Origin of the sequence: Planomonospora antibiotica (assembly GCF_014647955.1) — a bacterium.
Lineage (GTDB): Bacteria > Actinomycetota > Actinomycetes > Streptosporangiales > Streptosporangiaceae > Planomonospora > Planomonospora parontospora.
Window position 1 is genome coordinate 1 of sequence record NZ_BMQE01000004.1, and the last position, 24,112, is coordinate 24,112.

Annotated in this window: 24 protein-coding genes and 2 tRNA genes; 9 read left to right on the forward strand and 17 right to left on the reverse strand. The window is 71.6% G+C overall.

Annotation, left to right across the window (positions count from 1 at the left end):
* The first annotated feature begins 321 nt into the window (after positions 1-321).
* Entirely contained in the window at positions 322-738 is a 417-nt protein-coding gene (locus IEZ06_RS04690) for a hypothetical protein (protein WP_189235415.1), read from the forward strand.
* A gap of 293 nt (positions 739-1,031) precedes the next feature.
* On the opposite strand, the gene IEZ06_RS04695 is transcribed toward IEZ06_RS04690, so the two are convergent.
* The 7 genes from IEZ06_RS04695 to IEZ06_RS04725 all read right to left on the reverse strand — a co-directional run bounded on the left by IEZ06_RS04695 (position 1,032) and on the right by IEZ06_RS04725 (position 8,043).
* Positions 1,032-1,454, reverse strand: coding sequence for a PH domain-containing protein (locus tag IEZ06_RS04695; RefSeq protein WP_189235416.1), 423 nt, complete (start codon positions 1,452-1,454; stop codon positions 1,032-1,034).
* A 118-nt stretch (positions 1,455-1,572) separates the two neighbouring features.
* Positions 1,573-1,649 (reverse strand) — tRNA-Met (locus IEZ06_RS04700).
* 117 nt (positions 1,650-1,766) lie between these two features.
* Positions 1,767-1,843 (reverse strand) — tRNA-Met (locus IEZ06_RS04705).
* A 63-nt stretch (positions 1,844-1,906) separates the two neighbouring features.
* Positions 1,907-4,828: a UPF0182 family membrane protein gene (locus tag IEZ06_RS04710; RefSeq protein ID WP_229797784.1), complete on the reverse strand. Its 2,922-nt coding sequence runs from the start codon at positions 4,826-4,828 to the stop codon at positions 1,907-1,909.
* 283 nt (positions 4,829-5,111) lie between these two features.
* Positions 5,112-6,158, reverse strand: a complete 1,047-nt coding sequence (locus tag IEZ06_RS04715; protein WP_189235418.1) for a YlbL family protein — start codon at positions 6,156-6,158, stop codon at positions 5,112-5,114.
* A gap of 117 nt (positions 6,159-6,275) precedes the next feature.
* Complete coding sequence (locus IEZ06_RS04720; protein ID WP_189235419.1) at positions 6,276-6,701, reverse strand: molybdenum cofactor biosynthesis protein MoaE; 426 nt, start codon at positions 6,699-6,701, stop codon at positions 6,276-6,278.
* Between the two features lie 268 nt (positions 6,702-6,969).
* The gene (locus IEZ06_RS04725; protein ID WP_189235625.1) at positions 6,970-8,043 is read right to left on the reverse strand and encodes an NAD-dependent epimerase/dehydratase family protein; all 1,074 of its coding nucleotides are present in this window, start codon (positions 8,041-8,043) and stop codon (positions 6,970-6,972) included.
* A gap of 79 nt (positions 8,044-8,122) precedes the next feature.
* Here IEZ06_RS04725 and IEZ06_RS04730 point away from each other — a divergent pair, with 79 nt between their 5' ends.
* The 3 genes from IEZ06_RS04730 to IEZ06_RS04740 all read left to right on the forward strand — a co-directional run bounded on the left by IEZ06_RS04730 (position 8,123) and on the right by IEZ06_RS04740 (position 11,119).
* Positions 8,123-9,412 carry a zinc-dependent metalloprotease gene (locus IEZ06_RS04730; protein WP_373293798.1) on the forward strand — a complete coding sequence of 430 codons (1,290 nt, stop codon included), beginning with the start codon at positions 8,123-8,125 and terminating at the stop codon, positions 9,410-9,412.
* A gap of 98 nt (positions 9,413-9,510) precedes the next feature.
* Entirely contained in the window at positions 9,511-10,026 is a 516-nt protein-coding gene (locus tag IEZ06_RS04735; RefSeq protein WP_229797817.1) for an NUDIX hydrolase, read from the forward strand.
* Positions 10,027-10,105: 79 nt separating this feature from the next.
* Positions 10,106-11,119 carry an endonuclease/exonuclease/phosphatase family protein gene (locus tag IEZ06_RS04740; protein ID WP_229797785.1) on the forward strand — a complete coding sequence of 338 codons (1,014 nt, stop codon included), beginning with the start codon at positions 10,106-10,108 and terminating at the stop codon, positions 11,117-11,119.
* A 105-nt stretch (positions 11,120-11,224) separates the two neighbouring features.
* Here IEZ06_RS04740 and IEZ06_RS04745 read toward each other — a convergent pair whose 3' ends face one another.
* The 3 genes from IEZ06_RS04745 to IEZ06_RS04755 form a co-directional block, all read right to left on the reverse strand.
* Positions 11,225-11,857, reverse strand: a complete 633-nt coding sequence (locus IEZ06_RS04745; protein ID WP_189235422.1) for a glycosyltransferase family protein — start codon at positions 11,855-11,857, stop codon at positions 11,225-11,227.
* Positions 11,854-12,369, reverse strand: coding sequence for a M48 metallopeptidase family protein (locus IEZ06_RS04750; RefSeq protein ID WP_189235423.1), 516 nt, complete (start codon positions 12,367-12,369; stop codon positions 11,854-11,856). The genes IEZ06_RS04745 and IEZ06_RS04750 overlap by 4 nt, the downstream gene beginning before the upstream one ends.
* Before the next feature lie 141 nt (positions 12,370-12,510).
* The gene (locus IEZ06_RS04755) at positions 12,511-13,296 is read right to left on the reverse strand and encodes an enoyl-CoA hydratase/isomerase family protein (protein ID WP_068901517.1); all 786 of its coding nucleotides are present in this window, start codon (positions 13,294-13,296) and stop codon (positions 12,511-12,513) included.
* Between the two features lie 147 nt (positions 13,297-13,443).
* On the opposite strand from IEZ06_RS04755, the gene IEZ06_RS04760 reads away from it, so the two are divergent.
* Together IEZ06_RS04760 and IEZ06_RS04765 are read left to right on the forward strand one after the other, a co-directional pair.
* On the forward strand, positions 13,444-14,544 hold the full coding sequence (locus tag IEZ06_RS04760; protein WP_189235424.1) for a ThiF family adenylyltransferase: 1,101 nt from the start codon (positions 13,444-13,446) through the stop codon (positions 14,542-14,544).
* Between the two features lie 65 nt (positions 14,545-14,609).
* The gene (locus IEZ06_RS04765; protein ID WP_189235425.1) at positions 14,610-15,956 is read left to right on the forward strand and encodes an ABC1 kinase family protein; all 1,347 of its coding nucleotides are present in this window, start codon (positions 14,610-14,612) and stop codon (positions 15,954-15,956) included.
* 102 nt (positions 15,957-16,058) lie between these two features.
* Here IEZ06_RS04765 and IEZ06_RS04770 read toward each other — a convergent pair whose 3' ends face one another.
* Entirely contained in the window at positions 16,059-16,559 is a 501-nt protein-coding gene (locus IEZ06_RS04770; protein WP_189235426.1) for a MarR family winged helix-turn-helix transcriptional regulator, read from the reverse strand.
* A 149-nt stretch (positions 16,560-16,708) separates the two neighbouring features.
* On the opposite strand from IEZ06_RS04770, the gene IEZ06_RS04775 reads away from it, so the two are divergent.
* On the forward strand, positions 16,709-17,554 hold the full coding sequence (locus IEZ06_RS04775; RefSeq protein WP_189235427.1) for an EamA family transporter: 846 nt from the start codon (positions 16,709-16,711) through the stop codon (positions 17,552-17,554).
* A 332-nt stretch (positions 17,555-17,886) separates the two neighbouring features.
* Here the strand turns inward: IEZ06_RS04775 and IEZ06_RS04780 are convergent, their stop codons facing one another.
* From IEZ06_RS04780 to IEZ06_RS04800, 5 genes are all read right to left on the reverse strand, one after another.
* Entirely contained in the window at positions 17,887-18,027 is a 141-nt protein-coding gene (locus IEZ06_RS04780) for a hypothetical protein (RefSeq protein ID WP_189235655.1), read from the reverse strand.
* A gap of 119 nt (positions 18,028-18,146) precedes the next feature.
* Positions 18,147-18,416, reverse strand: coding sequence for a WhiB family transcriptional regulator (locus tag IEZ06_RS04785; RefSeq protein WP_189235428.1), 270 nt, complete (start codon positions 18,414-18,416; stop codon positions 18,147-18,149).
* A gap of 129 nt (positions 18,417-18,545) precedes the next feature.
* Complete coding sequence (locus IEZ06_RS04790; RefSeq protein WP_189235429.1) at positions 18,546-18,845, reverse strand: hypothetical protein; 300 nt, start codon at positions 18,843-18,845, stop codon at positions 18,546-18,548.
* Between the two features lie 108 nt (positions 18,846-18,953).
* Positions 18,954-19,826: an acyl-CoA thioesterase gene (locus IEZ06_RS04795; RefSeq protein ID WP_189235430.1), complete on the reverse strand. Its 873-nt coding sequence runs from the start codon at positions 19,824-19,826 to the stop codon at positions 18,954-18,956.
* Positions 19,823-21,886: an ATP-dependent DNA helicase UvrD2 gene (locus tag IEZ06_RS04800; RefSeq protein ID WP_189235431.1), complete on the reverse strand. Its 2,064-nt coding sequence runs from the start codon at positions 21,884-21,886 to the stop codon at positions 19,823-19,825. Before IEZ06_RS04800 ends, IEZ06_RS04795 begins: the two co-directional genes overlap by 4 nt.
* Positions 21,887-22,078: 192 nt before the next feature.
* On the opposite strand from IEZ06_RS04800, the gene IEZ06_RS04805 reads away from it, so the two are divergent.
* Entirely contained in the window at positions 22,079-23,095 is a 1,017-nt protein-coding gene (locus IEZ06_RS04805) for an alpha/beta hydrolase (protein ID WP_203871815.1), read from the forward strand.
* 74 nt (positions 23,096-23,169) lie between these two features.
* A complete protein-coding gene (locus IEZ06_RS04810) occupies positions 23,170-23,421 on the forward strand; it encodes a mycoredoxin (RefSeq protein WP_189235433.1) in 252 nt (83 codons plus the stop codon).
* Between the two features lie 109 nt (positions 23,422-23,530).
* On the opposite strand, the gene IEZ06_RS04815 is transcribed toward IEZ06_RS04810, so the two are convergent.
* Positions 23,531-23,797, reverse strand: coding sequence for a hypothetical protein (locus tag IEZ06_RS04815; RefSeq protein WP_189235434.1), 267 nt, complete (start codon positions 23,795-23,797; stop codon positions 23,531-23,533).
* Positions 23,798-24,112: the final 315 nt, after the last annotated feature.

Sequence of the window (24,112 nt, forward strand, 5' to 3'; positions counted from 1 at the left end):
TCTGGCTGATCCGTCTGGAATTCGGACCGCCCCGTTTCCGGGGCAACCCCTCAAACTTACCCGAACATTCCGTTCGTGTCCACTCGCGTGGTCGCGACCGATCTGCCCGGGGTTGGGAGAGGGGGTGCAGAGGCTCGCCCTGCAAGAAGAAACCTTAGCAGGGCACAGGAGCAACATGACCAACTTGCCAACCATCCCCGTGGCTCGCGCGTCCCAAACCTGTCGGCGCGGACAACCGGACCGCAAGTCATCCGCAATCGCGCTCGGATACGAAGTAGGCACGAGGGTCAGGACTCTGACTCCGTCACGGAGGTGACCTTGATGACCCGATCGGAGTTCGACGACATTCGCGCGCACATCGCCGCAGAAGCCGATCACCGCGACGACCTTCTCCTGCTCGCCCGGTCCCTGCTGGACGATCTGGAGACCGCACGGATGCGTGAGGCCACCCTCCGCTCCTACTACCTGCGCCTCCTCACCGCCGCCCGAGCGACGGCCGCCGCGGATGCCGCAGGTCATCCGGCGCCGCTCACCTTCCTCACCGCCGAACTCGGCGAGCGCGGCCAACTGCCGGCCGGCGAGGAGGTGAACCGGATCCTGGCCGACGCCCGCACCGCGGCCGCCTTGGTCGCCTCCCTGGAAGGGCTCCCGGCGCGGGAACAGGCTCCGCCGAGGACGACCGGGAAGGGAGCACGTGCCCGGAGGTGTGCCGGCACCAGCCGTACTCTCCCACGATGACCCGTTCCGCGTCGTTGACCTGGCCTTGAACCAAGATCTGTAAGACTTCAGGCATGTGGCAGCAGGGAATGAATTGGGCTGCGACGACCCTCGTGGGCGTCTTCGGCGTTCTCTGGGTCGGTGTCGTGGTCTTCGCAGCAACCGATGTGTCGATATGGGCCCGGATCGGACAGACCGCCTTCGGTTCCGTCCTCACCGGGTGGGCCCTGTACAAGGCCGTCCTCTTGCTCCGTCACACCGAGCCGAAGTTCGCGCCCCGCCACCGGCGGGTCAGAGGCTGAGGGCGCCGGGCGTCAGGAGCCCGTCCGGAAAGCACGCAGCGCGTCGGCGACCTGCTGGACCGGCACGCCGAGGTCGAAACGACTCAGGAGGAAGACCCCGTCCCGGGTCTCGATCTCCAGCAGCTCCGTCCGGGACGTGAGACGGGTCCGTGTGTCGACCCGGATGCGTTCGACCTCGCTCCACGGCACCCGTTCCGAGCCGGCGAAGCCCTTCGTCACCACGACGCCCTCCCCGTCCGCGCTGAGCCGTACCGGGGCCAGGAGGTCGCGCAGCGCCAGCGCGGCGAGCATGACGGTCCCAGCGCCGGCCAGGAGCATCCCGCGCGCGTCACCCTGACTCAGCACGGTGACCACCGCGAGGGCGAGCGCCCCCGCCGCCTTCAGGATGAGGATCTCGCGGCGCACGCGCCAGCGCAGCACAGAGGATCGGGACATGTCGGCCACCCTGGCACGCTACTTGCCCCGCGCGGCCATCCGGCTCCGGCTCCGGGAGTGCGGTCGAGCGCCTGGAAACGACGAAGGCCCGGATCTCTGTGAGATCCGGGCCTTCCCTTGGTAGCGGGGACAGGATTTGAACCTGCGACCTCTGGGTTATGAGCCCAGCGAGCTACCGAACTGCTCCACCCCGCGTCGGTGTGTGTCTGAAGACTACCCGGCTCTGCGATGAAGGGCAAATCGACCCCGATGCAGGTCCGATGCAGGTCAGACGCAGAAGGCCCGGATCTCTGTGAGATCCGGGCCTTCCCTTGGTAGCGGGGACAGGATTTGAACCTGCGACCTCTGGGTTATGAGCCCAGCGAGCTACCGAACTGCTCCACCCCGCGTCGGTGTGTGTCTGAAGACTACCCGGCTTCGGCGGTGGAGGCGAATCGAACGGCGCCGTGTCCCTACGAGGTGGGTGACGGCGAGGGTGCGGGTGTCCCCGAGGACGTCGGCGACGGGGTCGCCGCGGGTGTGGCCGAAGGACTCGGGCTCGCCGTCGGGGACGGGCTCGCGGCGGGGTTCGCCACGCCCTTCAGCTTCTCCAGGGCCTCCTGCAGGTTCTTCTGGGCCTCGCCGTACGCCTGCCAGTCCGGCGGGTTCTTCGCCAGGGCACCCTGCGCCGCGGTGTAGGCGGCCTGCGCGTCGGCGATCGCCTTGGCGAGCTCCGCCTCGGACAGGGCGGGCTGCTCGGGCTTGTCCTCGGCGGGGGTCTCCGGCTTGTCCTCGGCCGGGGTCTGCGGAGTGCCCTCCCCGAAGACCTGCTTCAGCGCGTCCTCGAGTGTGCCGGCGAAGCCGAACTTGTTCCCGTAGCCCACCAGCACCCGGCGGAGGATCGGGTACGGCTCCTGCCCCGGACCCGGCGCGGTCTCCACGTAGACCGGCTCGATGTAGACCAGCCCGTCGGCGAACGGCAGGGTCAGCAGGTTGCCGTAGCGGACCTTCGCCCCGCCGATGTTGAGCAGGTTGAGCTCTCCGGAGAACTTGTTCCGGAAGTTGTTCTGCACCTGGCCCGGGCCGGGGATCGTGGTGTTGGACGGCATGCGCAGGATGCGCAGTTTTCCGTAGCTCTGCCCCGGCGTGGCGTCCACCGCCATGAACGCGGCGAGGTTGGGGCCCTGACGCGGCACGAACGTCGTGGTCAGCGAGAACGACGGGGCGGCCGCCCCCGGCATCTTGACCGACAGGTAGTACGGCGGCTGCTTGACGTTGCGCTCACCCGACGACGGGTCGTCGGGGACGTTCCAGAAGTCCTGGCCGCCGTAGAAGGCGTTCGGATCGGTGATGTGGTAGCGGGACAGCACGTCGCGCTGGACCTTGAACAGCGCCTCGGGGTAGCGGACGTGCTGCAGGAGCTGCTGCGACATCTCGTTCTTCGGCTTGAGGACGCCGGGGAACGCCTTGCGCCAGGTCTGCAGGATCGGGTCCTTGTCGTCCCAGGCGTAGATCTGGACGGTGCCGTCGTAGGCGTCGACGACGGCCTTGGCCGAGTTGCGCATGTAGTTGATCCTGTCGCGCGGCTGCTGCACGGCCAGGCGCGGGTCGGTCGCCGTGTCCCGCGTCATCTCCTCCAGGCTCTTGCTCGTGGAGTAGGGGTAGGCGTTGGAGGTGGTGTAGGCGTCGATGATCCACACCACCCGGCCGTCGACGACGGCGGGATAGGCGTTGTTGTCCAGGCTGAGGAACGGCGCGACCTTGGCGACGCGCTGGGCCGGGTCACGCTCGTACAGGATCTTGGACTTCGCGTTGACGTCGCCCGAGAGCAGCAGGTTGATCTCGCTGTACTTGGCCGCGTAGAGCATCCGGTTGAAGAACGAGCCGACGGGCACGCCGCCCTTGCCGGTGTAGGTGGTGTTCTGCTGGCCGGTGTTGCCGCTGCCGGGGTAGTCGAGCTCCTGGTTGCGGTCTCCGCCGACGATGACGTACGCCGGGGCGGTCGGGGACTCGCCGTAGTAGATCCTCGACTCCTTCAGGCCCGTCCGCTCCGCCAGGGGGCCGGTGACCGGCATGTCCTTGGCGGTGAAGTTGGGCAGGCCCTCACTGTCGACCTCGTTGCCGGGCGCGGCCACGAAGCCGTAGCCGTGGGTGTAGACCAGGTGCCGGTTGATCCAGTTGTTCTGCTCCGGCGGCGGGCCGGTCAGCTCGCGCACCGCCACCACCGTGTCGCGCATGTTGCCCGACGCGTCCGGGTAGCGGTCGACGTCCAGCGGATCGTGGAAGTCGTAGAAGCCGCGGATCCGCTGCTTCTGCGCGTAGGTCTCGGCGACCAGGTTCGGGTCGAGCAGCCGCACACCGGAGATCGAGGTGTCGGCGGTGACGTTGGCCTTGCTCGCGTCGCCCTGCGCCGCGTAGTCGGTGACCTCGGCGTCGCTGACGCCGTACGCCTTCCGGGTGGCCTCGATGTTGCGCTTGATGTAGACCTGCTCGCGCGCCTGCTCGTTCGGCTTGACCTGGAACTGCTGGACCAGGGCCGGGTAGACCCCGCCGATCAGGATGGCCGAGAGCACCAGGAGGCCGAAGGCGACGCCGGGCAGCATGCCGCCGGGCCGTACGATCCCGGCGAAGAACAGCGCGGCGCAGATCAGCGCGATGATCGCCAAGATGGTCTTGGCGGGCAGCACGGCGGTGACGTCGGTGTAGGAGGCGCCGTGCACGAAGCCCCGGTCGGAGAAGACCAGGTCGTAGCGGTCGACCCAGTAGGCGACCGCCTTCAGCAGCACGAACACGCCGAGCAGCACCGACAGGTGCACCCGGGCCGCGCGGGAGGCGTGCACGCCGGGCGACTGGAGCCGGAACCCGCCGTACAGGTAGTGCACGATCGTGGCCGTCACTCCCGAGAGCACCACCGCGGTGAACAGGAAGTTCAGCACCAGCCGGATGAACGGGAGGGTGAAGGTGAAGAACGAGATGTCCATGCCGAACAGCGCGTCGTTCTCGTTGAACGGCGTGGCGTTGACGAACTCCAGCCAGGTCTTCCACTGGCCGGCGAAGGACGAGCCGGTGAACAGCGCGAGCACCGCGGCGCCGACGATGAAGATCATCTTTCGGTGCGGGTCGAGGGCCATCCGGTAGCGGTCGGCGCCGCTGGCGCCGCCGAACATGCCGGGGCCGAACATGGGCCGCATCCGGTAGGCGAGCAGCATGTTGCCGCCCACGATGCCGACCATCAGCAGCGCGCCCACGATGAAGAGCACGATCTGCGTGACGACCACGCCGGAGAACACCGCCGTGTAGTCCACCGAGTCGTACCAGAGGTAGTCGGTGAAGATGCCGGCGAAGAGGAAGAAGAACGCCACGAGCGCGACGAGCGCGATCGCGACAGGAAGCATCAGTCGTGGCCGGCGGGGCAAGCGCATCGCCCTACCGGCTCCGGGGGTCCGGAAGCTCAAGGCCAACCCCTTGTCGTAAGAGCACGGTCCGTGTCTGGCAACCTACACCGGCGGGGGTTTCGTCGCGTTCAACCGTTCGGCACGGTGCGGACACGACCTCCGCGGGTCTCGGCTCAGTACGACCAACGCGCGAGAATCGCGATCAGTGCCCCACCGGCCGCATTCGTTGCACCCGTCCCGGCGGGCCCGGTCTCCGGCGTCCCCGGCCCGTGGCTCCCGGCTCTCAGCCCGCCGAGCAGGCGGGCACGGTGCCCGAGCCGGTGCGCACCGCGTCGAGCGCCTGGACGGCCTCGTGGAGCGTCTTGACCTTGACCAGCCTGAGGCCGTCGGGAACCGCGGCGAGCGCCTCCGCGCAGTTGTCGGCCGGGGTGAGGAAGACCGTCGCCCCGGCCTCCCTGGCGCCCACCATCTTCTGCTGGATGCCGCCGATCGGGCCGACCTCGCCCTCGGGGTTGATCGTCCCGGTGCCGGCCACGGCCTTCCCTCCGGTCATCGCGCCGGGAGTGAGCTTGTCCACGATGCCGAGGGAGAACATCATCCCCGCGCTCGGCCCGCCGACGTCGCCGACGTTGATGTTGACCTCGAACGGGAACCTGTAGCCGACCGCCATGGAGATGCCCACGATGGGCGTGCCGTCCGCGGACGCGACGGTGGGCACGGTGACGGTCGTGTCCCGGCCGCCGCGTCTGACGACGAAGGTCACCTGCTCCCCGGCCTTGTGCTTGCGGACGGCCTCCGAGACGGTCTCGCGGTCCTTGGCGGCCACGCCGTCCACGGAGACGATCTCGTCGCCCTGGTCGAACCTGCCGTGGGCGGGGAGGCCCTTCTGCGTGGCGGCGACCGTCACGAACGACGCGTAGGGGATCTTCAGCTCCGTGAGCGCCGCGGCGGTCGCGTCGTCCTGGGAGTTGGTCATCTCCTGGGTGTTCTGCTCCTCGACCTCCTCCGCGGTGGTCGCCGGAGGGAAGATCGTCTCCTCCGGGACGACCGCGATGGTCGGGTCGACCCAGCCCCGCAACGCCGTGAACAGGTCGATCCTGCTGCCGGGCCCACCCTGGTAGGCGACCGTGACGAGGCTGAGCTTGCCGTCGGTCGGGTAGGTGGGACGCCCCTCGATGCTGATCACCGGAGTGCCCTTGACGTCACCGATGGTGTTCTCCGTCGGCCCGGGACTCAGCACGACGTACGGCACCGGCAGCAGGGTGCCGACGATGCCCAGCACGAGTGTGAGGAAGCCGGCCACCATGAGGGTCAGCGCACGTCGGGACATGGGGGAAAGCCTATGCGGTCGCGGAGGCCGGGCGAGATCGGTGGTACGGCGTTCGCGTTCTTCGGTCGCGGGCTCCCGACCGCGGGCCCGGGGGCGCGGATGCCGGGTGCCGCACGCTCACTCGCAGGCTCCGACCCACTCGGTCGTGCCGTCGGCGAAGAGCTGGTTCTTCCAGATCGGGACCTCGGCCTTGAGGTCGTCGATGAGACGGCGGGAGGCGGCGAACGCCTCCTGCCGGTGCGGGCAGGCGACGGCCACGATGACCGCGATGTCCCCGAGCTTCAGATCACCGACCCGGTGGACCGCGGCCAGCGCGGTGACCGGGAAGTCCGCGGCGACCTTCTCGGCCACCCGGTGCAGCTGCTCCTCGGCGCTCGGATGGGCCGAGTAGGACAGCCGGGCGACCGGCTTGCCGTGGTCATGGTCGCGCACCGTCCCGACGAAGAGCGCGGTCCCGCCCGCGGCGTGGTCGCCCACCGCCGCGAACACCTCGTCCAGGGAGAGGGCGCTGTCGCGAATTGCCAGCAGCCGGATGACGTCCACGCCGGAAAGACTACCTCTCCGGCGTGGAGCACCTGCTGACCGGTTGCGGAGAGCGGATTCGGTGCGGGATACCGTCGTCCACCGTCCGGCCGCCGCCCGATCCCGCCCCTCCGGCCCGCCCTGGGCGGCCGGGTGCCGCCCCGAGCCGCCCTGAGCCACCGCGGCCCTGAGCCACCGCGGCCCTGAGCCACCGCGGCCCTGAGCCACCGCGGCCCTGAGCCACCGCGGCCCTGAGCCGCCGGGTGCCGCGCCGCCGGGTGCCGCGCCGCTAGGTGCGGCGCTTCTTGCGGGCGACGCGGACGATCGCGGCGGTGCCGAGGACCGCGACGGTCGCGCCGGCCGCGGTGAGCGTGGCCTCCTTGCCGGACAGGCGGCGGCCGACGACCGCGTGCCTGCCCCCGCGGAGCTCCAGCAGCTGCGCGAACGCGGCCTCGTTGGTCCACTGGGGCTTCCAGCCCGCCTCGCGGAGCGCCGCGCAGTCGACCACCCAGGGGTAGACGACGTGGTGCAGGTCGGTGGCGGGCGCCGGGGTGATGCCCAGCCGGTGCAGGCGCTGGGCGGTGCCGAAGGTCAGCCCGGCGGGCAGCTCCAGCCGGCGCAGCCCGGAGATCTCCTCCACCTGCTCCTGCTCCAGCCAGCCCTCCCCTCCCACGGCGACCACGCCGGAGACCATGCCGAGGGCGGCCAGTTCCAGCGCGGAGACCAGGTCGTCGACGTGGCAGAACTGCCAGCGGGGGCTGCAGCCCTTCACGGTGAGCAGCCGGGGCGCCTCGAAGTGCCGGGTGACCACGCTGTCGATGCCCGGGCCGACCAGCGCGGCGGGGCGGAGCACGGTCACCTCCAGCCCCGGATGGCTGCGGAGCGAACGCCTGGCCAGCGCCTCGATCTCCAGGTGGTCGCCGACCACGCCGGTGTCGGACTCGGCCGCCACGGGCGAGTCCTCCGGCAGGGGGACCGGGTTGTCGGGCGCCGCGCCGTACACCATGGCGCTGGTGACCAGCACGACGCGGCGCACCCGGGCCGCGGCGCTGGCGGTCAGCACCGTCTGCGCCGCGCGCAGGTTGTGGGCGCGCCGCTCGCCGGGGTCGGAGTCGAGCCCGTAGTCGGCCGTCAGATGGACGAGCACGTCGATGTCGGAGATCCGGTTCGCCAAGAGCGGATCTCGGACGTCGATCACCCTCCACGTGACGTCGGGCACGTCGCCGCGTTGCTCGTCGATGGCCACCACTCTGCGGAAATCCGCAGACGAGGCGACCTTCGCGAGGAACGCGCGACCGACGCCCGAGGCCGCGCCGGTGACGGCGACGACCGGGGGCCGGAGGCGTTTCGAGGTAGGCACCAGGTCCTCACTTTGCACTGATCCGCCGTGCGACGGATAACGTGGCGGATGTGGACTCCTCCATCCTGCACGAGGTAGAGCCGTGACTGACTTCCCAGGTCGGGAAAACGACCCCGACGAGAACCCGTTCGCCATGTTCGGCAACCCGGAGCAGATCGCCGCGGCGATGCGGCAGTTCGCCGACATGCTGTCCGCCCCGCAGGGTTCCGGCCCCGTCAACTGGGACATGGCCAAGAACATCGCCCGGCACGCGGTGGTCGCCGAGGGCGATCCGAGCGTGATGGAGGGCGAGCGCCGTCAGATCGCCGACGCACTGAACCTCGCCGACCTCTGGCTGAACGAGGTCACCGCGCTGCCCAGCGGTGTGGGCTCGCCCCAGGCGTGGAGCAGGTCGGAGTGGATCGAGAAGACCGTCCCCGTCTGGCGGCAGCTCTGCGACCCGATCGCCGAGCGCATGGTCGAGACCATGGGCGGCACGCTCGGCGCCGCCGGTCTGCCCGCCGAGGCCCAGGCCATGGCGGGACCGCTGATGGGCATGATGAAGCAGATGGGCGGGATGATGGTCGGCCAGCAGATCGGCCAGGCCCTCGGCTCGCTCGCCCGCGAGGTGGTCGGCTCCACCGACATCGGGCTGCCGCTCTCCGGGGACGCCGCCCTGCTCCCGGGCGGGATCGCCGCGTTCAGCCAGGGGCTGGAGACCCCCGCCGAGGAGATCCGCCTCTACCTGGCCCTGCGCGAGGCGGCCCACCACCGGCTCTTCCAGCACGTGCCGTGGTTGCGCGGGCACCTGCTCGGCGCCGTGGAGGAGTACGCCAGGGGCATCACGGTGGACGTGTCCGCCCTGGAGGAGCAGCTCCGCGGCCTCGACCTCAACAGCCCCGAGCAGCTGCAGCAGGCCCTCAGCGGCGGCAACCTGCTCAAGCCCGAGGAGACCGAGCGGCAGAAGGCCGCCCTCTCGCGTCTGGAGACGACGCTCGCCCTGGTCGAGGGCTGGGTCGGCACCGTGGTGGAGGCCGCCGCCGCCGGCAAGCTGCCGTCCGCCGCGGCCCTGGGCGAGACGGTACGGCGCCGCCGCGCGACCGGCGGCCCCGCCGAGCAGACCTTCGCCACCCTCGTCGGGCTGGAGCTGCGGCCGCGCCGCCTGCGCGACGCGGCCGTCCTGTGGAGGGCCCTGGAGACGGGCCGCGGCGTGGACGGCAGGGACGCGGTGTGGAACCACCCCGACCTGATGCCCACCGCCGCCGACCTCGACGACCCGGAGCGCTTCGTGCGAGGCGAGCCCGACTTCGACCTGTCGGATCTGGAGGCCTCGCTGCGTGACTCCGGGGACGACGAGGACGACACCGGCGGTGCGAGGGACGACGGCGCGTGAGCCTTCCCGATCGGGGCGGTCCGCCCGGTTCCGGTGACCTCCTTCCCCCCGGTGGCGGTTCTCCCCCAGGTGCCCTCCACGCCGACGCGCGGGCCGTACTGGGTGCGTGGCGCGCGCCGACCGGCGCCGAGGAGGCGCTGCGCGAGGAGTTCCTGGAGCACCTGCACGCCCACGGTGACGGGATGTACCGCGAGTGCGTGCCCGGCCACCTGACGGCCACCACCGCGGTGCTCTCCCACGACGGCGAGCGGGTGCTGCTGACGCTGCACGGCAAGGCCGGGCTGTGGCTGCCGATGGGCGGCCACTGCGAGCCCGGCGACCTGTCGCTGGAGGACGTGGCGCTGCGGGAGGCGACCGAGGAGTCCGGCATCCCCGGGCTGCGGCTGCTGCCCGGGCCGCTGGCCCTGGACAGGCACCGCGTCTGGTGCCATCCGCCGTTCAGCCACCACCTCGACGTCGAGTACGGCGCGGTGGCGCCCGCCGGGGCCGAAGCGGTGATCAGCGAGGAGTCCCTGGACCTGCGCTGGTTCCCGGTGGACGGGATCCCGGACCCCAGCGACGAGGCCACCCGCCGCCTGGCCCGCCGGGCCAGGGAGATGCTGCTCTCCGGCTGATCGGACCGTTTTACATACGTTTCACGTGCCCTCGGATAGCGTCGTCCCCGCAGGGGGGCGATCGATGGATCAGAGCAACGTGGATGTGGAAACCGCGTCCGGAGGGGACGCCGGCGGCGTGGTCGTGGTCCCCGCCCGGCGCCGGTGGCGTGTCTCCCGGACCTTCGCCTGGGTCGTGGTCGCGCCGTTCGCCCTGTGGGCGGTCGCCAGGGTGGCCGGGCTGGAGCGGGGGTCGCTGCCCACCCAGTTCATGACCGGCACGCCGTACGTGGCGGCGGGTTCGCTGGTGCCGCTGCTCGTCGGCGCGCTGGCCCGCAGCCGGACGGCCACGGCCGTCGCGCTGGCCGCCGCGGTCGCGCTCGGTTCCAGCGTGATCCCCAGGGCCGTGGGTTCCCCGGCGGGGGCCGGGGCCGGGGCGCCGCTGCGGGTGCTGACCGCCAACCTGCTGTTCGGCCGCGCCGATGCGGCCGCCGTCATGGACCTGGTCAGGCGGTTGCGGCCGGACGTGCTGAGCACCCAGGAGCTCACTCCGGAGATGGTGGAGAGGCTGGACGCGGCGGGCATCGCCGAACTGCTTCCGCACCGCGTGCTGCAGGCGGACTCGGGCGCGACGGGCAGCGGCCTGTACTCCAGGCATCCGCTGACCCCCCGCACCGGGCTGTTCCGAGTGATCGGCCACAACATGCCCGCGGCCCTGGTCGCACCGCCCGGCGCCGCCCCGGTGGAGGTCGTCGACGTGCACACGTACGCGCCGATCGGTGAGCTGGTGGACGGGTGGGCGGCGGGCATCGAGGCCCTTCCGCCGCCTGCTCCCGGCACGGTCCGCATCCTCGCGGGCGACTTCAACGCCAGTCTCGACCACGCGGTGATGCGGCGGCTCCTGGACCGGGGATACGTCGACGCGGCCGACCTGGTCGGGCAGGGACTCGTCGCCACCTGGCCCTCCGGCCGGCGGATCCCGCCGATCATCACCATCGACCACGTCCTGGTCGACCGCCGGGTCAGGGTGAACGAGGTGGGGGTCCACACCCTGCCCGGCACCGACCACCGCGCCGTCTTCGCCGATCTCCGGCTGCCCGCGCGGCTTCCGTAGGCGACCGCCGTCCCCGGCCTTTCCGGAGGTCTCCACGGCTCCGGAGCGGCGCTGCAAGGTCTCGGGCGTCGTGCCCGCACGGCGTCGGCGCAAGGCCGCCGGGCGTCACGCCGACAGCAGCGCCCGGGTGTTGTCCCAGCCTTCCAGGCCGGGGTCGAGCCGGCCGACGTCGCCGGGGGTCCGCAGACGGTGCCAGCCGGGGCCGGTGGCGATCATCCGGCTGCCCGGGGCGCGGGCGCGCAGTGCCCCGACCGGGTCGGGGTCGTCGAACCCGGTGCCGGCCCACTCGGGATAGGGCAGGTGGGCCGCGAGCGCCACGGCGCCACCGCCCTGCGCGGGGCAGACGGCGATCCGGGCCCGGCCCAGCGCGCGGAAGAGCTTGCCGATCAGGAGCGGGGGCAGGTCCGGGGCGTCCGCGCTGACCAGGACCGCCTGCCCGCCGTACGGCAGGGCGGCGAAGGCCGCCGCCACCAGGGCGGCGCCGGACAGCCCGGGGGCGATCTCCACGACCGGGGTCCCCGGCCAGACGATCTCCTCCATCCCCGGCACGCTCGTGACCAGGACGGGCGTCACGAAGTCGAGCCCGGCGGCCATCTCGTAGGTGTCCTCGGCGACCGCCGTCAGGAACGCGCCGGGGTCGACGCCCGGAGGCGCGGCGGCGGCCGTCGTCTCGGTGACGAGGACCGCCACCAGCCGCTCCGTGCCCCGCTGCCCGCCGGCCGGGCTCTCGGCCGTCACCACTCCTCCGCGGCGCCGTTGGCCGCCATGGAGAATCCTTCGAGGAAGCCCCGCGCCCGCTCGGCCTTGGGATAGCGTTCCACCAGGGTCCAGAACCGGGGACCGTGGTTCGGCACGAGCAGGTGCACGAGCTCGTGCATGATCACGTAGTCGACCACCCAGGCGGGCATGCCCCGCAACCGCGTGGAGATCCTGATGGTGCCGTGGTCGGGGGTGCACGAGCCCCAGCGGTGCCGCTGGTTCTCCACCCATCGCACGCTCGACGGCAGTGCGGCGCCTTCGAGGTGGCGGGCGGACAGCTCGGCGGCCCGCTCCATCAGATCGTCGTCCGAGGGGCGTCTTCGCTGCTCCTTGGCGGCGAGCCGGTCGAGCATCCGGCGCACCCACTGCTCCTCATCGGTCCTGCTCAGGCCGTCTGGGAGCAGCACGATCGTTTTCTCGCCGTCGCGGTACGCAGAAACGGTCCGCCGACGACGAGAACTTCGACGGACCTCGACTGTCTCGGGGGGCACCTATGCACGGTAGCCGAGAATGGTTAATTACCACCAGAGGGCAGGGGGCGTTCCTGCTGGTCAATCACCGTTCGTAGATTGTTCAGCGAGACCGTGCGGTTATGACCGTGACTTATCGAATTAACGTGGATATCGCCTGTCTCAGGAGTTCCCGAATCGCGGGGCCCGGCGTTCTCGCTGGGCGGCCAGTCCTTCCAGCAGGTCTCCCGTGGCCATCGTCACCGGCTGGGCCAGGGACTCCCAGCGCAGCGCGGCGTCGAGGTCGGCATGGCCGCCGCCCGCGAGGGCGACCTTGGTGAGCCGGGTGGCGACGGGGGCGTTGGCCGCCGTCGCCGACGCGATCCCCAGCACCTCCGCCAGGAGGGACTCACGGGGGAACGCCCTGGTGACGAGTCCCGTGGCGGCCGCCTCCGCGCCGAGCACGGTCCGTCCGGTCAGCAGCATCTCCCTGGCCACGCCGACGCCCGCGGCCCTGGGCAGCAGGTAGGTCGCGGCCATGCCGGGGTGCAGGCCCAGCGAGGTGAAGGGGACGAGCAGCTTGGCGTCCTCGGCCGCGTAGACCAGGTCGCAGGCGAGGGCGAAGCAGAGACCCGCTCCGACGGCGGCGCCGTTGATCGCGGCGATGGTCGGCACCTCCAGCTCCGCGATCGACAGCCACGTCCGGTAGAACCCCAGCATCCGGTCGCGCAGGGCGGGCACGTCCTCCGCTCCCCTGTCCGCCAGCCAGGACAGGTCCCCTCCCGAGCAGAACGCGCTCCCCGCCCCGGTGACGACGACGCACCGCACGTCCCCGTCCCGTTTCAGGTCGCCGACGGCCCGCCGCCACTGCTCGGTCATCCCGTCGGTCATCGAGTTGCGCCGATCGGGACGGTTCAGGGTGAGCACCACGACGCCGTCGTCCCGCCGATCGACCAAGAGCTCGTTCATGCGGGGATCGTAGTGGACGCCGATCCCCGCACCGGCGTCCACAGCCTGACAGTCCCATCCGGGGTTTTCCACAGGACCCGGGAAGCTCCGCCGAGCCCCTCCCCGCGCCTGACACGCTGGACGCCTCCTCCACAGAAAGGCCGACGGATGAGACCGCGTCTGAAGCCCGCGCTCCGCCGGGTCCCACGTGACGAGCGCACCCTGCAGTTCGGCGCGCACCCCGGTCACGCGGTCGTGCTGACCGACCTCGAACCCCAGGTGCGGCGCTGGGTCGAGAGCCTCGACGGTGTGCGCGACCTCGCGGGCGTGCTGTCGGCCGCGGCCGACGCCGGGATCGGGGAGGATCGCGGGCGGGTCCTGCTCGACCTTCTGGTCGCACGCGGGCTGGTGGAGGACGCGGGGGCGGCTTCGTGCGCGCCGCGCGCGCTCACGCTGGCCGAGCGCGACCGGCTCCAGCCCGACCTGGACGTGCTCTCCCTGGCCCCCGGCACGACCGACGGCGGCCTCTCCGTCCTGGAGCGCAGGCGCGCGGCTCAGGTGCGGGTGTACGGGGCGGGCCGGGTGGGCGCGCAGATCGTCTCCGTGCTCGCCGCCTCCGGGGTCGGGCGGCTCTGCGTGATCGATCCCGGTACGGCCAGGCCCCGAGACGTCGTCCCCGGCGGTCTCACCCCGGCTGAGGTGGGGATGAGCCGCCAGGAGGGCGCGGTGGCCGTGGCCGGGCGCGTCTCACCCGCTCTCACCGCGTGGACCGGTAAGGAGGCGGCCCACCTCTCCGACGGTTCCCGCCGTCCTGATCTGGTGGTGCTCGCACCGGTGGAGCCTCTGGACGGCCTGCTCGTGCGGGATCTGATCGACTGGGGCGTCCCGCACCTGCTGGCCACCGCCTTCGAGGGCACAGGGTCGGTGGGCCCGCTGGTCATGCCGGGAAGGAGCGCGTGTCTGAACTGCCTCGACCTCGCCCGGCGCGACCGTGATCCGGGATGGCCGGTCGTCAGCGCCCGGCTGGGCGGCTACCCGGCGGGTGAGACCGCCTGCGGGACCGCGATATCGACGCTGGTCGCGGCTACCGCGGCCGGCCACGCGCTCGCCTTCCTCGACGGGGGCGAACCGCCTGTGACCAACAGCACATTAGATATATCGCCTGATTGGAGATGGAAACAGCGATCCTGGAACGTTCACCCTCTATGTCGTTGCTTCCGAAACCAGTTCGGTTCGCCGACAATGGTCGCGTCGGCTACCTGCCGGTGACAGACACCACCGCGAAGGGAGGGAGCGGCGTACCGCGCTCCACGGGGGGCACGCCGCAAACCAAGGTGAGTGACCTTCCGCGCCGCGCCGTCACGCGCTCCGCCAAGCTGGCGGCTCTTCCCATCGGTTTCGCCGGACGAACCGCCCTCGGCCTGGGCAAACGTATCGGGGGCAAGTCAGCCGAGATCGTCGCCCAGGAGATCCAGGAGCGGACGGCCGAGCAGATCTTCAAGGTCCTCGGCGAGCTCAAGGGCGGGGCGATGAAGCTCGGGCAGGCGCTGTCCATCTTCGAGGCCGCGCTGCCTCCGGAGGTCGTCGGCCCCTACCGCGCGACCTTGACCAAGCTGCAGGACGCGGCCCCGCCGCTTCCCGCCGCGACCGTGCACAAGGTCCTCACCGAGCAGTTGGGGGACGACTGGCGGGATAACTTCCAGTCGTTCGAGGACCTGCCCACCGCGGCCGCCTCGATCGGGCAGGTGCACAAGGCCGTCTGGCATGACGGCCGCACGGTCGCCGTCAAGATCCAGTATCCAGGGGCCGGAAAGGCGCTGCTCTCCGACTTCACCCAGCTCGCCCGGCTCGGCAAGCTCTTCGGGGTGCTGCTGCCCGGTCTCGACATCAAGGCCGTGCTCTCCGAGCTGCGTGAGCGGATCGTCGAGGAGCTCGACTATCTGCGCGAGGCCGAGGCCCAGCACGCCTTCGCCCAGGAGTTCAAGGACGACCCCGATTTCCTGGTCCCGGACGTCATCGCCGCCAACGAGCAGATCCTGGTCTCGGAGTGGGTGGACGGCATCCCGCTGTCCCGGATCATCGCTGGCGGGACCAAGGAGGAGCGCGACCGCGCCGGGCTGCAGTTCGTCCGGTTCCTGTTCTGCTCCCCCGCCCGGGTGGGCATGCTCCACGCCGACCCGCACCCCGGCAACTTCCGGATCGCCGAGGACGGGCGGATGTGCGTGCTCGACTTCGGCGCGGTCAACCGGATGCCCAACGGCTACCCGCCGGTCTTCGGGACACTGACCCGCATCTTCAACCAGGGCGACATGGAGACCGTGATCCGGGGTCTGCGCGACGAGGGCTTCATCCTCCCGCACATCGAGGTGGACCCCGAGGCCCTGCGCGCGTTCCTCGCCCCCTACGTCGAGCCGACGGCGGTGGAGGAGTTCACCTTCAGCCGGGAGTGGCTGCAGCGGCAGGCCGCCACCGCCACCGACCTGCGTCCCGGCAACGTGGTGCGCCAGCTCAACCTGCCCGTCTCCTACGTCCTCATCCATCGGGTGCACGCGGCGGGAGTGGGCGTACTCTGCCAGCTCGGTGCCACGGCCCGCTTCCGCGACGAGGTCATCCGCTGGGTTCCCGGATTCACCGGGGAGGATCCCGACGCGGAGCCCACCGAGGACGCCATCGCGAGCTGAGCGCCCGGCTCCGGGGCCGGCCCGCCCCGGAGCCGGGTGGGCGCGGACGACCAGGTGAGCGAGGGCCGTCAGGTGAGCGCGGCGGTCAGCTGAGCGCGGCGGTCAGGTGAGCGAGGTGTCGCCCATGGATTCGAGCAGGACGCGCAGCAGCCCGGCGAGCTGATCGCGTTCGGCCGGTCCGAGCGCGGCCAGCAGGCGTTCCTCGTTGGCCACGTGCGGTCCGACCACCTCGTCGACGAGTTCCAGCCCCCGCCGGGTGAGCCGGATCCGCACCGACCGGCGGTCCGCGCCGTCCCTGACCCGCTCCACCAGGCCCTTGGCCTCCATCCGGTCGATCCGGTTGGTGATCGCACCCGAGGTCACCATCGCGGCCTTGAGCAGCGCCCCGGCCGTCAGCTCGTACGGCGCGCCGGAGCGGCGCAGCGTGGCCAGCACATCGAACTCGAACGGCTCCAGTCCATGCTCGGCGAAGGACTCTTTGAGCTCGCGCCCGAGCAGCGCGGACAGCCGCGAGATCCGGCCGATGACGCCCATCGGCCACACATCGATGTCGGGCCGCTCCTGCTTCCACTGCGCCATCAGCGCGTCCACCGCGTCGCTCACCGGCTCTCCTCTCAACCCGAACAATCTCAACGTTAACAGATTTGACGTTCACACATCTGTCGTGTTGTTATCTCAATGTTGAGATTATCAATGAGGAGTGATCGGTCGTGGCCGTCATCGCAGTCCCGCGCCTCGCGCGGACCCATACCATGAGCGACCTCGCACTCGCCGCGCTGGCACCGGTGAGCTGGGGGACCACCTATGTCGTCACCGCGACGCTGCTGCCCGCCGACCGGCCGCTGCTGGCCGCGACCCTGCGCGCCCTCCCGGCGGGGCTGGTGCTGCTGGCCGCGACCCGCCGCCTGCCCTCGGGCTCGTGGTGGTGGAGGTCCGCGGCACTCGGCACGCTCAACTTCGGTGCCTTCTTCCCTCTCCTCTTCTTCGCCGCCTACCGCCTGCCCGGCGGGGTCGCCGCCACGATCGGCTCGGTCCAGCCGCTGGTCGTCGCCCTGCTCTCGCTCGCGGTCCTGCGGATCCGCCCGGCCCGCGCCGTGCTCTGCGCGGCGCTGGCCGGCACCTTCGGCGTGGCCTTCATGGCCCTGACCGCCCAGGCCCGGCTGGACCCGCTCGGGGTCGCCGCCATGCTCACCGCCACCTCCCTGATGGGGGCCGCCATCGTCCTGGCCAAGAAGTGGGGGCAGCCCGAGGCGCCCCTCGTCATGACGGGCTGGCAGCTCACCTTCGGCGGGCTGGTGCTGGCTCCCCTCACCCTCGCCGTCGAGGGCGTCCCGGCCTCCGTGACCGGTGAGAACATCCTCGGCTTCGCCTACCTGGGCGTCATCGGCACCGCGGCGGCCTACGCCCTGTGGTTCCGCGGCATCGACCGCCTGCCGCCCACCTCGCTCTCCCTGCTCGGGCTCACCAACCCCATGGTCGCCGTCCTCGCCGGATTCGTGATCCTCGGCCAGACCCTCACCGGCTGGCAGGTCACCGGCTTCGCCGTCGCGCTCGGCGCGCTCATCGCAGGCCAGGCCCTGGGCCGGAGACAGGCCTGACCACGACCGCCCCCACCCGGCCCGACCGAGAACCGGCCCGGACGAGAACCGCCCCGGCGGAATCCGCCCTCCCGGCCGCATGCCGGGCCCTCACCGGAAGCACGAAGGGGCGGCCTCATCGGAGGCCGCCCCTTCTTCGCATCCGCCACTCTTCGCATCTGCTGCGGCGTGTCCCGCAGCGCTTCCCCTCGCGCCCGCTCCCCGGTGCCGGGGCTCCGTCGAGCCCCGGCCGCCCGCGGCGGTTGTCGACCCCGGACCGGCGGCCTTCGGCGGTCACCGGGCCGGGGGACGCGGCCGCCCCGGACGGGAGGGGGCAGACGCGGCGGAGAGGATCAGACCAGGGTCAGGAGCGCCTGGCGGAGACGCGCCGAGGCGCGTTCCGCATCGCGCCGGGCGCGCCGGAGCCGCTGGATCCCGGCCGCGCGGCGCTGCTCCTCCGCCTCCCGGTGGAGCGTCCGTATTCGGTCACGCACCAGTTCCTCATGCATAGATGGCAGGTCCAGGCCTCGGCTGGTGAAGTAGGTCATCGGAAGTGGTCCTCTCTGGGAACTCTCAGAACGTTCGGTTGATCATCGGGTCGGGCTGCGACCGGTCAGGCTGCGACCGGGGTCTTGCGGGGACGTCCGCGCGGACGCTTCCTCGGGACGACGGCCCCCCGCAGGACGAGCTCTCCGCCCCAGACGCCCCACGGCTCCTCGCGCTCGAGCGCGCGGGCCAGGCAGGCCTGCTGGATCGGGCAGCCCCCGCAGAGCGCCTTGGCGAACTCCACGTCCTCCGGGGACTCGGCGAACCAGAGGTCGGGGTCGGTACGACAGGGGATCTCGGCTTCGTCGATCAGGTCCATGATCGTCTTGGCCCCCATCTGCTTCACCTCTCTGTTGGGTGTCGGTCTCGTTGTTACCTCGTGGGTGGGGGTCAGGATGTACGGCAAAACAAGAAGGCCGCGGATCCTGTCTGCGGATCCGCGGCCTGGTGGCTCTCCCTCGTCAGGTCATATGACCTGAGGGTGCCTCCAGGGTTGCGGACCTCGCAGCCCACCGTTTCCGGTGTGCTCGGTCTGCTGTGCGTAGTCGCCGGCCTCTGCCGCCGGGGCAGCCGGAACGCCCGTCGCCGGAATGGCGAGCAGGGCGGCCTCGCGGCTGACCTGGACCTGGAAGATGACGGACTTGTCCCGTCGCATGGGAACGACCGCGGCATCCGCGAGGATGGCCTGGCCGCCGAAGACGGGCAGGGTGGTGCCGGGGCACACGGAAGTGAGCCCCAGCTGGGCCGACATCAGGTTGATCTTCACAGCGGACTCACCTCCATTCGTAGATCGCCGGACGGATCGTCCGGCTCGCTTGTCCAAGACCCTAAACCCGGTCGCCGGGAAGGGGCAACATATTTTCTACCTGCAGTTTCACGGCTCCAGCACGCGGATCATCGCCTCCTGCACCACGGACACCGCCAGTTCGCCGGAACGGGTGAACATCTGCCCCCTGGCCAGCCCCCGCGCCGCCCCCGACCAGGGCGACTCCTGGGCGTACAGCATCCAGTCGTCGACGCGGAAGGGCCGGTGGAACCACATGGCGTGGTCCAGCGAGGCCCCGGAGAGGTTGGAGGCCCCCCACGCCAGGCCGTGGGCCAGCAGCACGGTGTCGACCAGGGTGAAGTCCGAGGCGTAGGCGGCCAGGACCACGTGGAGCAGCGGGTCGTCGGGCAGGTCCGCGTCATAGCGGAACCACACGTTCGTCTCCGCCCCGCGCAGCCCGGGATCGCGGTGCGCCTCCCAGGTGAGCGGGGTCACGTAGCGGGAGTCCACCGGGCGCGGCCGGGTCAGCCACTCCCGCCACGGCGAGTCCTCCCCCACGACCTCGCGCATCCGCTCCTGGATCGTGGGAAGGTCCTCCGGCGCGGCCACCGGCGGTATCACCGCCGCCTGGTGCTCGACCCCGCTCTCGGCGACGTGGAAGGAGGCCGACATGGTGAAGATGGCCTTGCCGTGCTGGACGGCCACGACCCGGCGTGTGGTGAACGACCGCCCGTCGCGCACCCGCTCCACGTTGTAGACGATCGGGATCGCCGGGTCGCCGGGCCGGATGAAGTACGCGTGCAGCGAGTGGACGTGCCGGTCCGCCGGGACCGTACGGCCCGCGGCGACCAGCGCCTGGGCGGCCACCTGCCCGCCGAAGACGCGCTGGATGCGCTCCTCGGGGCTGCGTCCCCGGTAGATGTCGAGCTCGATCTGCTCCAGGTCGAGCAGGTCCAGCAGCTCCTTGAGAGCCTCGTTCACGCGTCCTCCGTCTGGTCTCCGGCCGCACGGCAGATGGCGAGCACCGCCTCGCCGTACCGCTCCAGTTTGACGCGCCCTATGCCCGTTATCGCCATCAGGTCCTGTTCGGAGGCCGGCGCCCGCTCCGCGATGGCCTGGAGCGTGACGTCGGTGAAGACCACGTACGACGGCACCTTGGCCTCCTTGGCGGCGGCCGCGCGCCACGCCTTGAGCCTCTCCAGCAGGCCCTCGTCGTAGTCGACCGGACAGGCGGCGCACCGGCCGAGCTTCTGCTCGGCGGCGGCGGCCAGCGTCTTGCCGCAGACGCGGCAGCTCACCGTCGCGGCCACCGTACGGCGCTCGCGGGGGGCGGGAGCCGCGGCCCGGACCCGCGCAGGGCGGCCGGTGAGGCGGTCGAGGAAGCGGGACGGCCGCCGGGGCCGTCCTCCGGGGGCGCGGGCCAGCGCCCACGACACCCCGAGGTGGACCCTGGCCCGGGTGACGCCCACGTAGAGGAGGCGTCGCTCCTCCTCGATCTGCTCCGGCGTCTTGGCGTGGACGATCGGCAGCATCCCCTCGGTGACCCCCACCAGGAAGACCGCGTCCCACTCCAGTCCCTTGGCCGCGTGCAGGGAGGCCAACGTCACACCCTCGACCTCCGGCGCGTGCTGCTCGGCGGCCCTCCGCTCCAGCTCGGCGACGAAACCCGGCAGACCGGCGCCCCGGGCGGCCAGGTCCTCCGCCAGTTCGGCCAGGGCCCGCAGCGACTCCCATTCCTCCCGGGCCTTCCCCCCGGCCGGAGGTTCGGGGGTCAGGCCGATGCCGGACAGGATGTGGTGCACGGCCGGGGCCAGGTCGTCGCCGGCCCCGGCGGAGCGGGCCGCGCCGCGCAGCAGCACGACCGCCTTGCGGACCTCGGGGCGCTCGAAGAACCGGTCGGCGCCGCGCACGAGGTAGGGGATGCCCGCCTCGGCGAAGGCCTGCTCGTAGGCCTGCGACTGGGCGTTGACCCGGAAGAGCACGGCCGTCTCGCGCAGCGGGACGCCGCGGTCGGCCAGGGCCCGCACCGCGCGCGCGACACCCGCGGCCTCGGCGGCCTCGTCTGCGTACTCGGTGAAGGCGGGCTCGGGCCCGTCGGGGCGCTGGGCGACCAGGGAGAGCCGGTGCGGGGAGCGCGCCACCTCCAGGACGCGGTTGGCGAGCGCGACCACCTGGGGCGTGGAGCGGTAGTCGCGGACCAGCTTGATCACGGCGGCGCCGGGGTGCTCGACCGGGAAGCCGGTCAGGTAGTGGGAGGTCGCACCGGTGAAGGAGTAGATCGTCTGGTTGGGGTCGCCGACCACGCACAGGTCGTCCCGGTCGCCCAGCCAGGTGTCGAGCAGCAGCTTCTGCAGCGGGTTGACGTCCTGGTACTCGTCGACGACGAAGTGGCGGTACTGCTGCCGCACCTGGGCGGCCACCTCGCCGTGCTCGGTGATCAGGGCGGCCGTGAGCTCCAGGATGGTCTCGAAGTCGAGCAGGTGCCGCTCGCGGCGGAGCGCCTCGTAGGCCTCGTAGACGCGGACCATCTCCTCGGCCGGAACCGGGGGCGTGCGGCCGATCTTCTTGACCGCCTCGGCGTAGTCCTCGGGGTAGATCTGGCCGGCCTTGGCCCACTCGATCTCGGCGGCGAGGTCGCGCGGCTCGGCCTGCGCGGCCTCCCGCCCCACGGAGCGGCACACGGTGCGCAGCAGCGGCAGCTTCGACTCGATCACCGCGGGCGGGTCCCCGCCGATGACGCGCGGCCAGAAGTAGGTGAGCTGGCGGAGCGCGGCCGCGTGGAAGGTGCGGGCCTGCACCCCCGGCACGCCGAGGGCGCGCAGCCGCTGGCGCAGCTCTCCGGCGGCCCGTGTGGTGAAGGTCACCGCCAGCACGCCCGTGGCGTCGACCGCCCCGCTGTGCACGGCGTACGCGATGCGGTGCGTGATGGCCCGCGTCTTGCCGGTCCCCGCTCCCGCGAGGACGCAGACGGGACCCCGTACGGCCTGGGCGACCTCACGCTGCTCGGGATCCAGTCCCGCCAGCACGTCAGCGGGCTCCATGGGGACTCCTTAACAAGCCGTGACACGCCGTCCGATGGGCCGGTCGGCGCCGTCCTCGCGGTCGCCGGCCGGGCATCGCCCATTCTGGCACCATCCCGTCGCCCTCCCGAGCTCATGCTGAGATGCGCGAACAGGGTGCCTTACTCCACAATGGGGTCCTCAAGAGAACCCCGGGGGAAAGGAAAGACTCCTGTGCGAACTGCGGCAACCGTGAGCGCGCTCGCCCTGGCGGCGCTGGTGCTCGCACCCTCCGGGGTGCACGCGGACGCGGCGGCGGTCCCCACAGCCCCCTCCGCCGGCACCGCGGCCACCGCGGCGGCCGTCGCCGCGAACGCCGCCCCGGCCTCCACCGCGACCGGAGGGACCCCGTCGCGCAAGGCCGAACCGACGCCCTCGGCGTCGGCTCCGCCGTCGGCCGATCCCGACGCGCTGGTCCAGGGCACCATCGTCGACACCGTCGCGTACGGCAGGCACGCCCGGCAGCGCATGGACGTCTGGCACCAGGCCGACGAGCTGCGACGGCCGGGGGTCTTCCTGATCCACGGCGGCTGGTGGTCGTCGGGCGACAAGAAGTACATGACGGAGATCAGCCGGAGTTACGCCGAGCTCGGATACACCGTCTTCAACATCAACTACCGGCTCTCGACCGACGCGCCGTGGCCCGCCCAGCGCGTCGACACCCTCGACGCCATCGCCACCGCCCGGCGGCACGCCGCCCTGTGGTCCTTCGACCCGAGCAACTACGTGGTGGTGGGGTTCTCGGCGGGCGGCCACCTCGCCACCGCGGTCGGCACCTACAAGAACGGCCTGCCCGGCCTGAAGGGCGTGGTCGGCATCTCTCCGGTGGTCTCCCCGCTCACGGCCTACCTCGACGGCGCCGAGACCCTCGACCTGAACAAGCGCAAACTGCGTGAGTCCGCCATCCGGCTCGCCGGGGGCTGCGAGCCCTCGGGCAAGTGCGCGAGGATCTGGCAGAGCATGGAGGTGCCGGAGCACGCCAGCCGCGGCGACGCGCCCGTGCTGAGCGTGCACTCGGCGGACGAGTTCGTGCCGTCGAGCCACAGCAACCAGCTGCGCGACCGCCTCGGGCAGGTCGGGGTCGAGGTCACGGTCCTGACCGAGGCGGGGATCAACCACAGCGCTCCGCTCTACCGGCTGCCCGGCGTGGCGGAGCGGGTGCAGGAGTGGATCGCCGGCAAGGTCTTCTAGCCCACCGGGAAGACGGGGCGCCCACCGCGTGTTGCCAATGAGCGCGAACATCGTCTGAAGGGGTTTCCAACGCCATGGCGCTCACCGTTTACACCACCACCTGGTGCGGTCCCTGCAAGCGGCTGAAGGCTCAGCTGACCAGGGAGGGCATCGCCTACCAGGAGATCGACATCGAGCGGAACCCCGACGCCGCCGAGTTCGTCATGAGCGTCAACAACGGCAACCAGACCGTGCCGACGGTCGTCGTCGAGTCCCCCGCCGGGCGGGTGGCCCTGACGAACCCCTCTGTCATCGAGGTGAAGCGGCTCCTCGGGAGCGCCGCCTGAGCCGTCCCCGGCCGGTCGGGGACGGCACCGTGGTCCGCCCGCGGCGGGCGCCGTCCCGCGGCCGGGCGGCCCTGCAGACCTCCTGAGCCGTCCCCGGCCGCGGCGGGGACTATCCCGCGCTGGCGCCGCTCCGGGTGCGGCGGACCGTGGCGCCGTTGCGGTCCGCCGTGAAGTGGAGCTCCTCGAAGAAGACCTTGCCCGACCCGTCGGTGTAGGCCCGCACGATCTTCAGGCTCGCGCCGTCGACGGTCGCCCGGGCCTGGGTCTGCTGCCACAGCGCCCCGTCGTCGGCCAGGGAGGTCCCGGTTCCGCCGAGCACGAGGGCCGGGGCCAGCGCCCCGACGGCGACGAGGCGGCACGCTGTCTTCTTGATCATTTCTTTCCCTTCGCGAGGGCCTGCAGGGGTGCGGTGTCCGTCCCGGCCGCCTGTCGGCGAGGCGGGCCGGGCTGCACTCTCCATACCCGGCACCCATCCACCAAAACACGAAGAGTATCCGTTCAAACACGCAAAGTGAACGACGCTCGCGGAAGCCGTTCCCTCCCGCTGTTCCGGCGTTCGGCGCGCCGAACGCCGGATCAGCGGCCTGGACGTCGCTGGACGTCGGCCGCCTGCCCGAACACGACCTGCGCGCCGTCATGAACGCGATCCTGCACGTCGACCGCACCGGCATCCCCGGGCGCCGCCTGCCGC

Coding starts and splice junctions, on each gene's coding strand:
- IEZ06_RS04785 (WP_189235428.1), bottom strand. CDS start 18,416: ATGGGGGCCAAGACGATCATGGACCTGATCGACGAAGCCGAGATCCCC.
- IEZ06_RS04775 (WP_189235427.1), top strand. CDS start 16,709: ATGAGCGACCTCGCACTCGCCGCGCTGGCACCGGTGAGCTGGGGGACC.
- IEZ06_RS04815 (WP_189235434.1), bottom strand. CDS start 23,797: ATGATCAAGAAGACAGCGTGCCGCCTCGTCGCCGTCGGGGCGCTGGCC.
- IEZ06_RS04715 (WP_189235418.1), bottom strand. CDS start 6,158: ATGTCCCGACGTGCGCTGACCCTCATGGTGGCCGGCTTCCTCACACTC.
- IEZ06_RS04710 (WP_229797784.1), bottom strand. CDS start 4,828: ATGCTTCCTGTCGCGATCGCGCTCGTCGCGCTCGTGGCGTTCTTCTTC.
- IEZ06_RS04755 (WP_068901517.1), bottom strand. CDS start 13,296: ATGAACGAGCTCTTGGTCGATCGGCGGGACGACGGCGTCGTGGTGCTC.
- IEZ06_RS04760 (WP_189235424.1), top strand. CDS start 13,444: ATGAGACCGCGTCTGAAGCCCGCGCTCCGCCGGGTCCCACGTGACGAG.
- IEZ06_RS04800 (WP_189235431.1), bottom strand. CDS start 21,886: ATGGAGCCCGCTGACGTGCTGGCGGGACTGGATCCCGAGCAGCGTGAG.
- IEZ06_RS04690 (WP_189235415.1), top strand. CDS start 322: ATGACCCGATCGGAGTTCGACGACATTCGCGCGCACATCGCCGCAGAA.
- IEZ06_RS04695 (WP_189235416.1), bottom strand. CDS start 1,454: ATGTCCCGATCCTCTGTGCTGCGCTGGCGCGTGCGCCGCGAGATCCTC.
- IEZ06_RS04810 (WP_189235433.1), top strand. CDS start 23,170: ATGGCGCTCACCGTTTACACCACCACCTGGTGCGGTCCCTGCAAGCGG.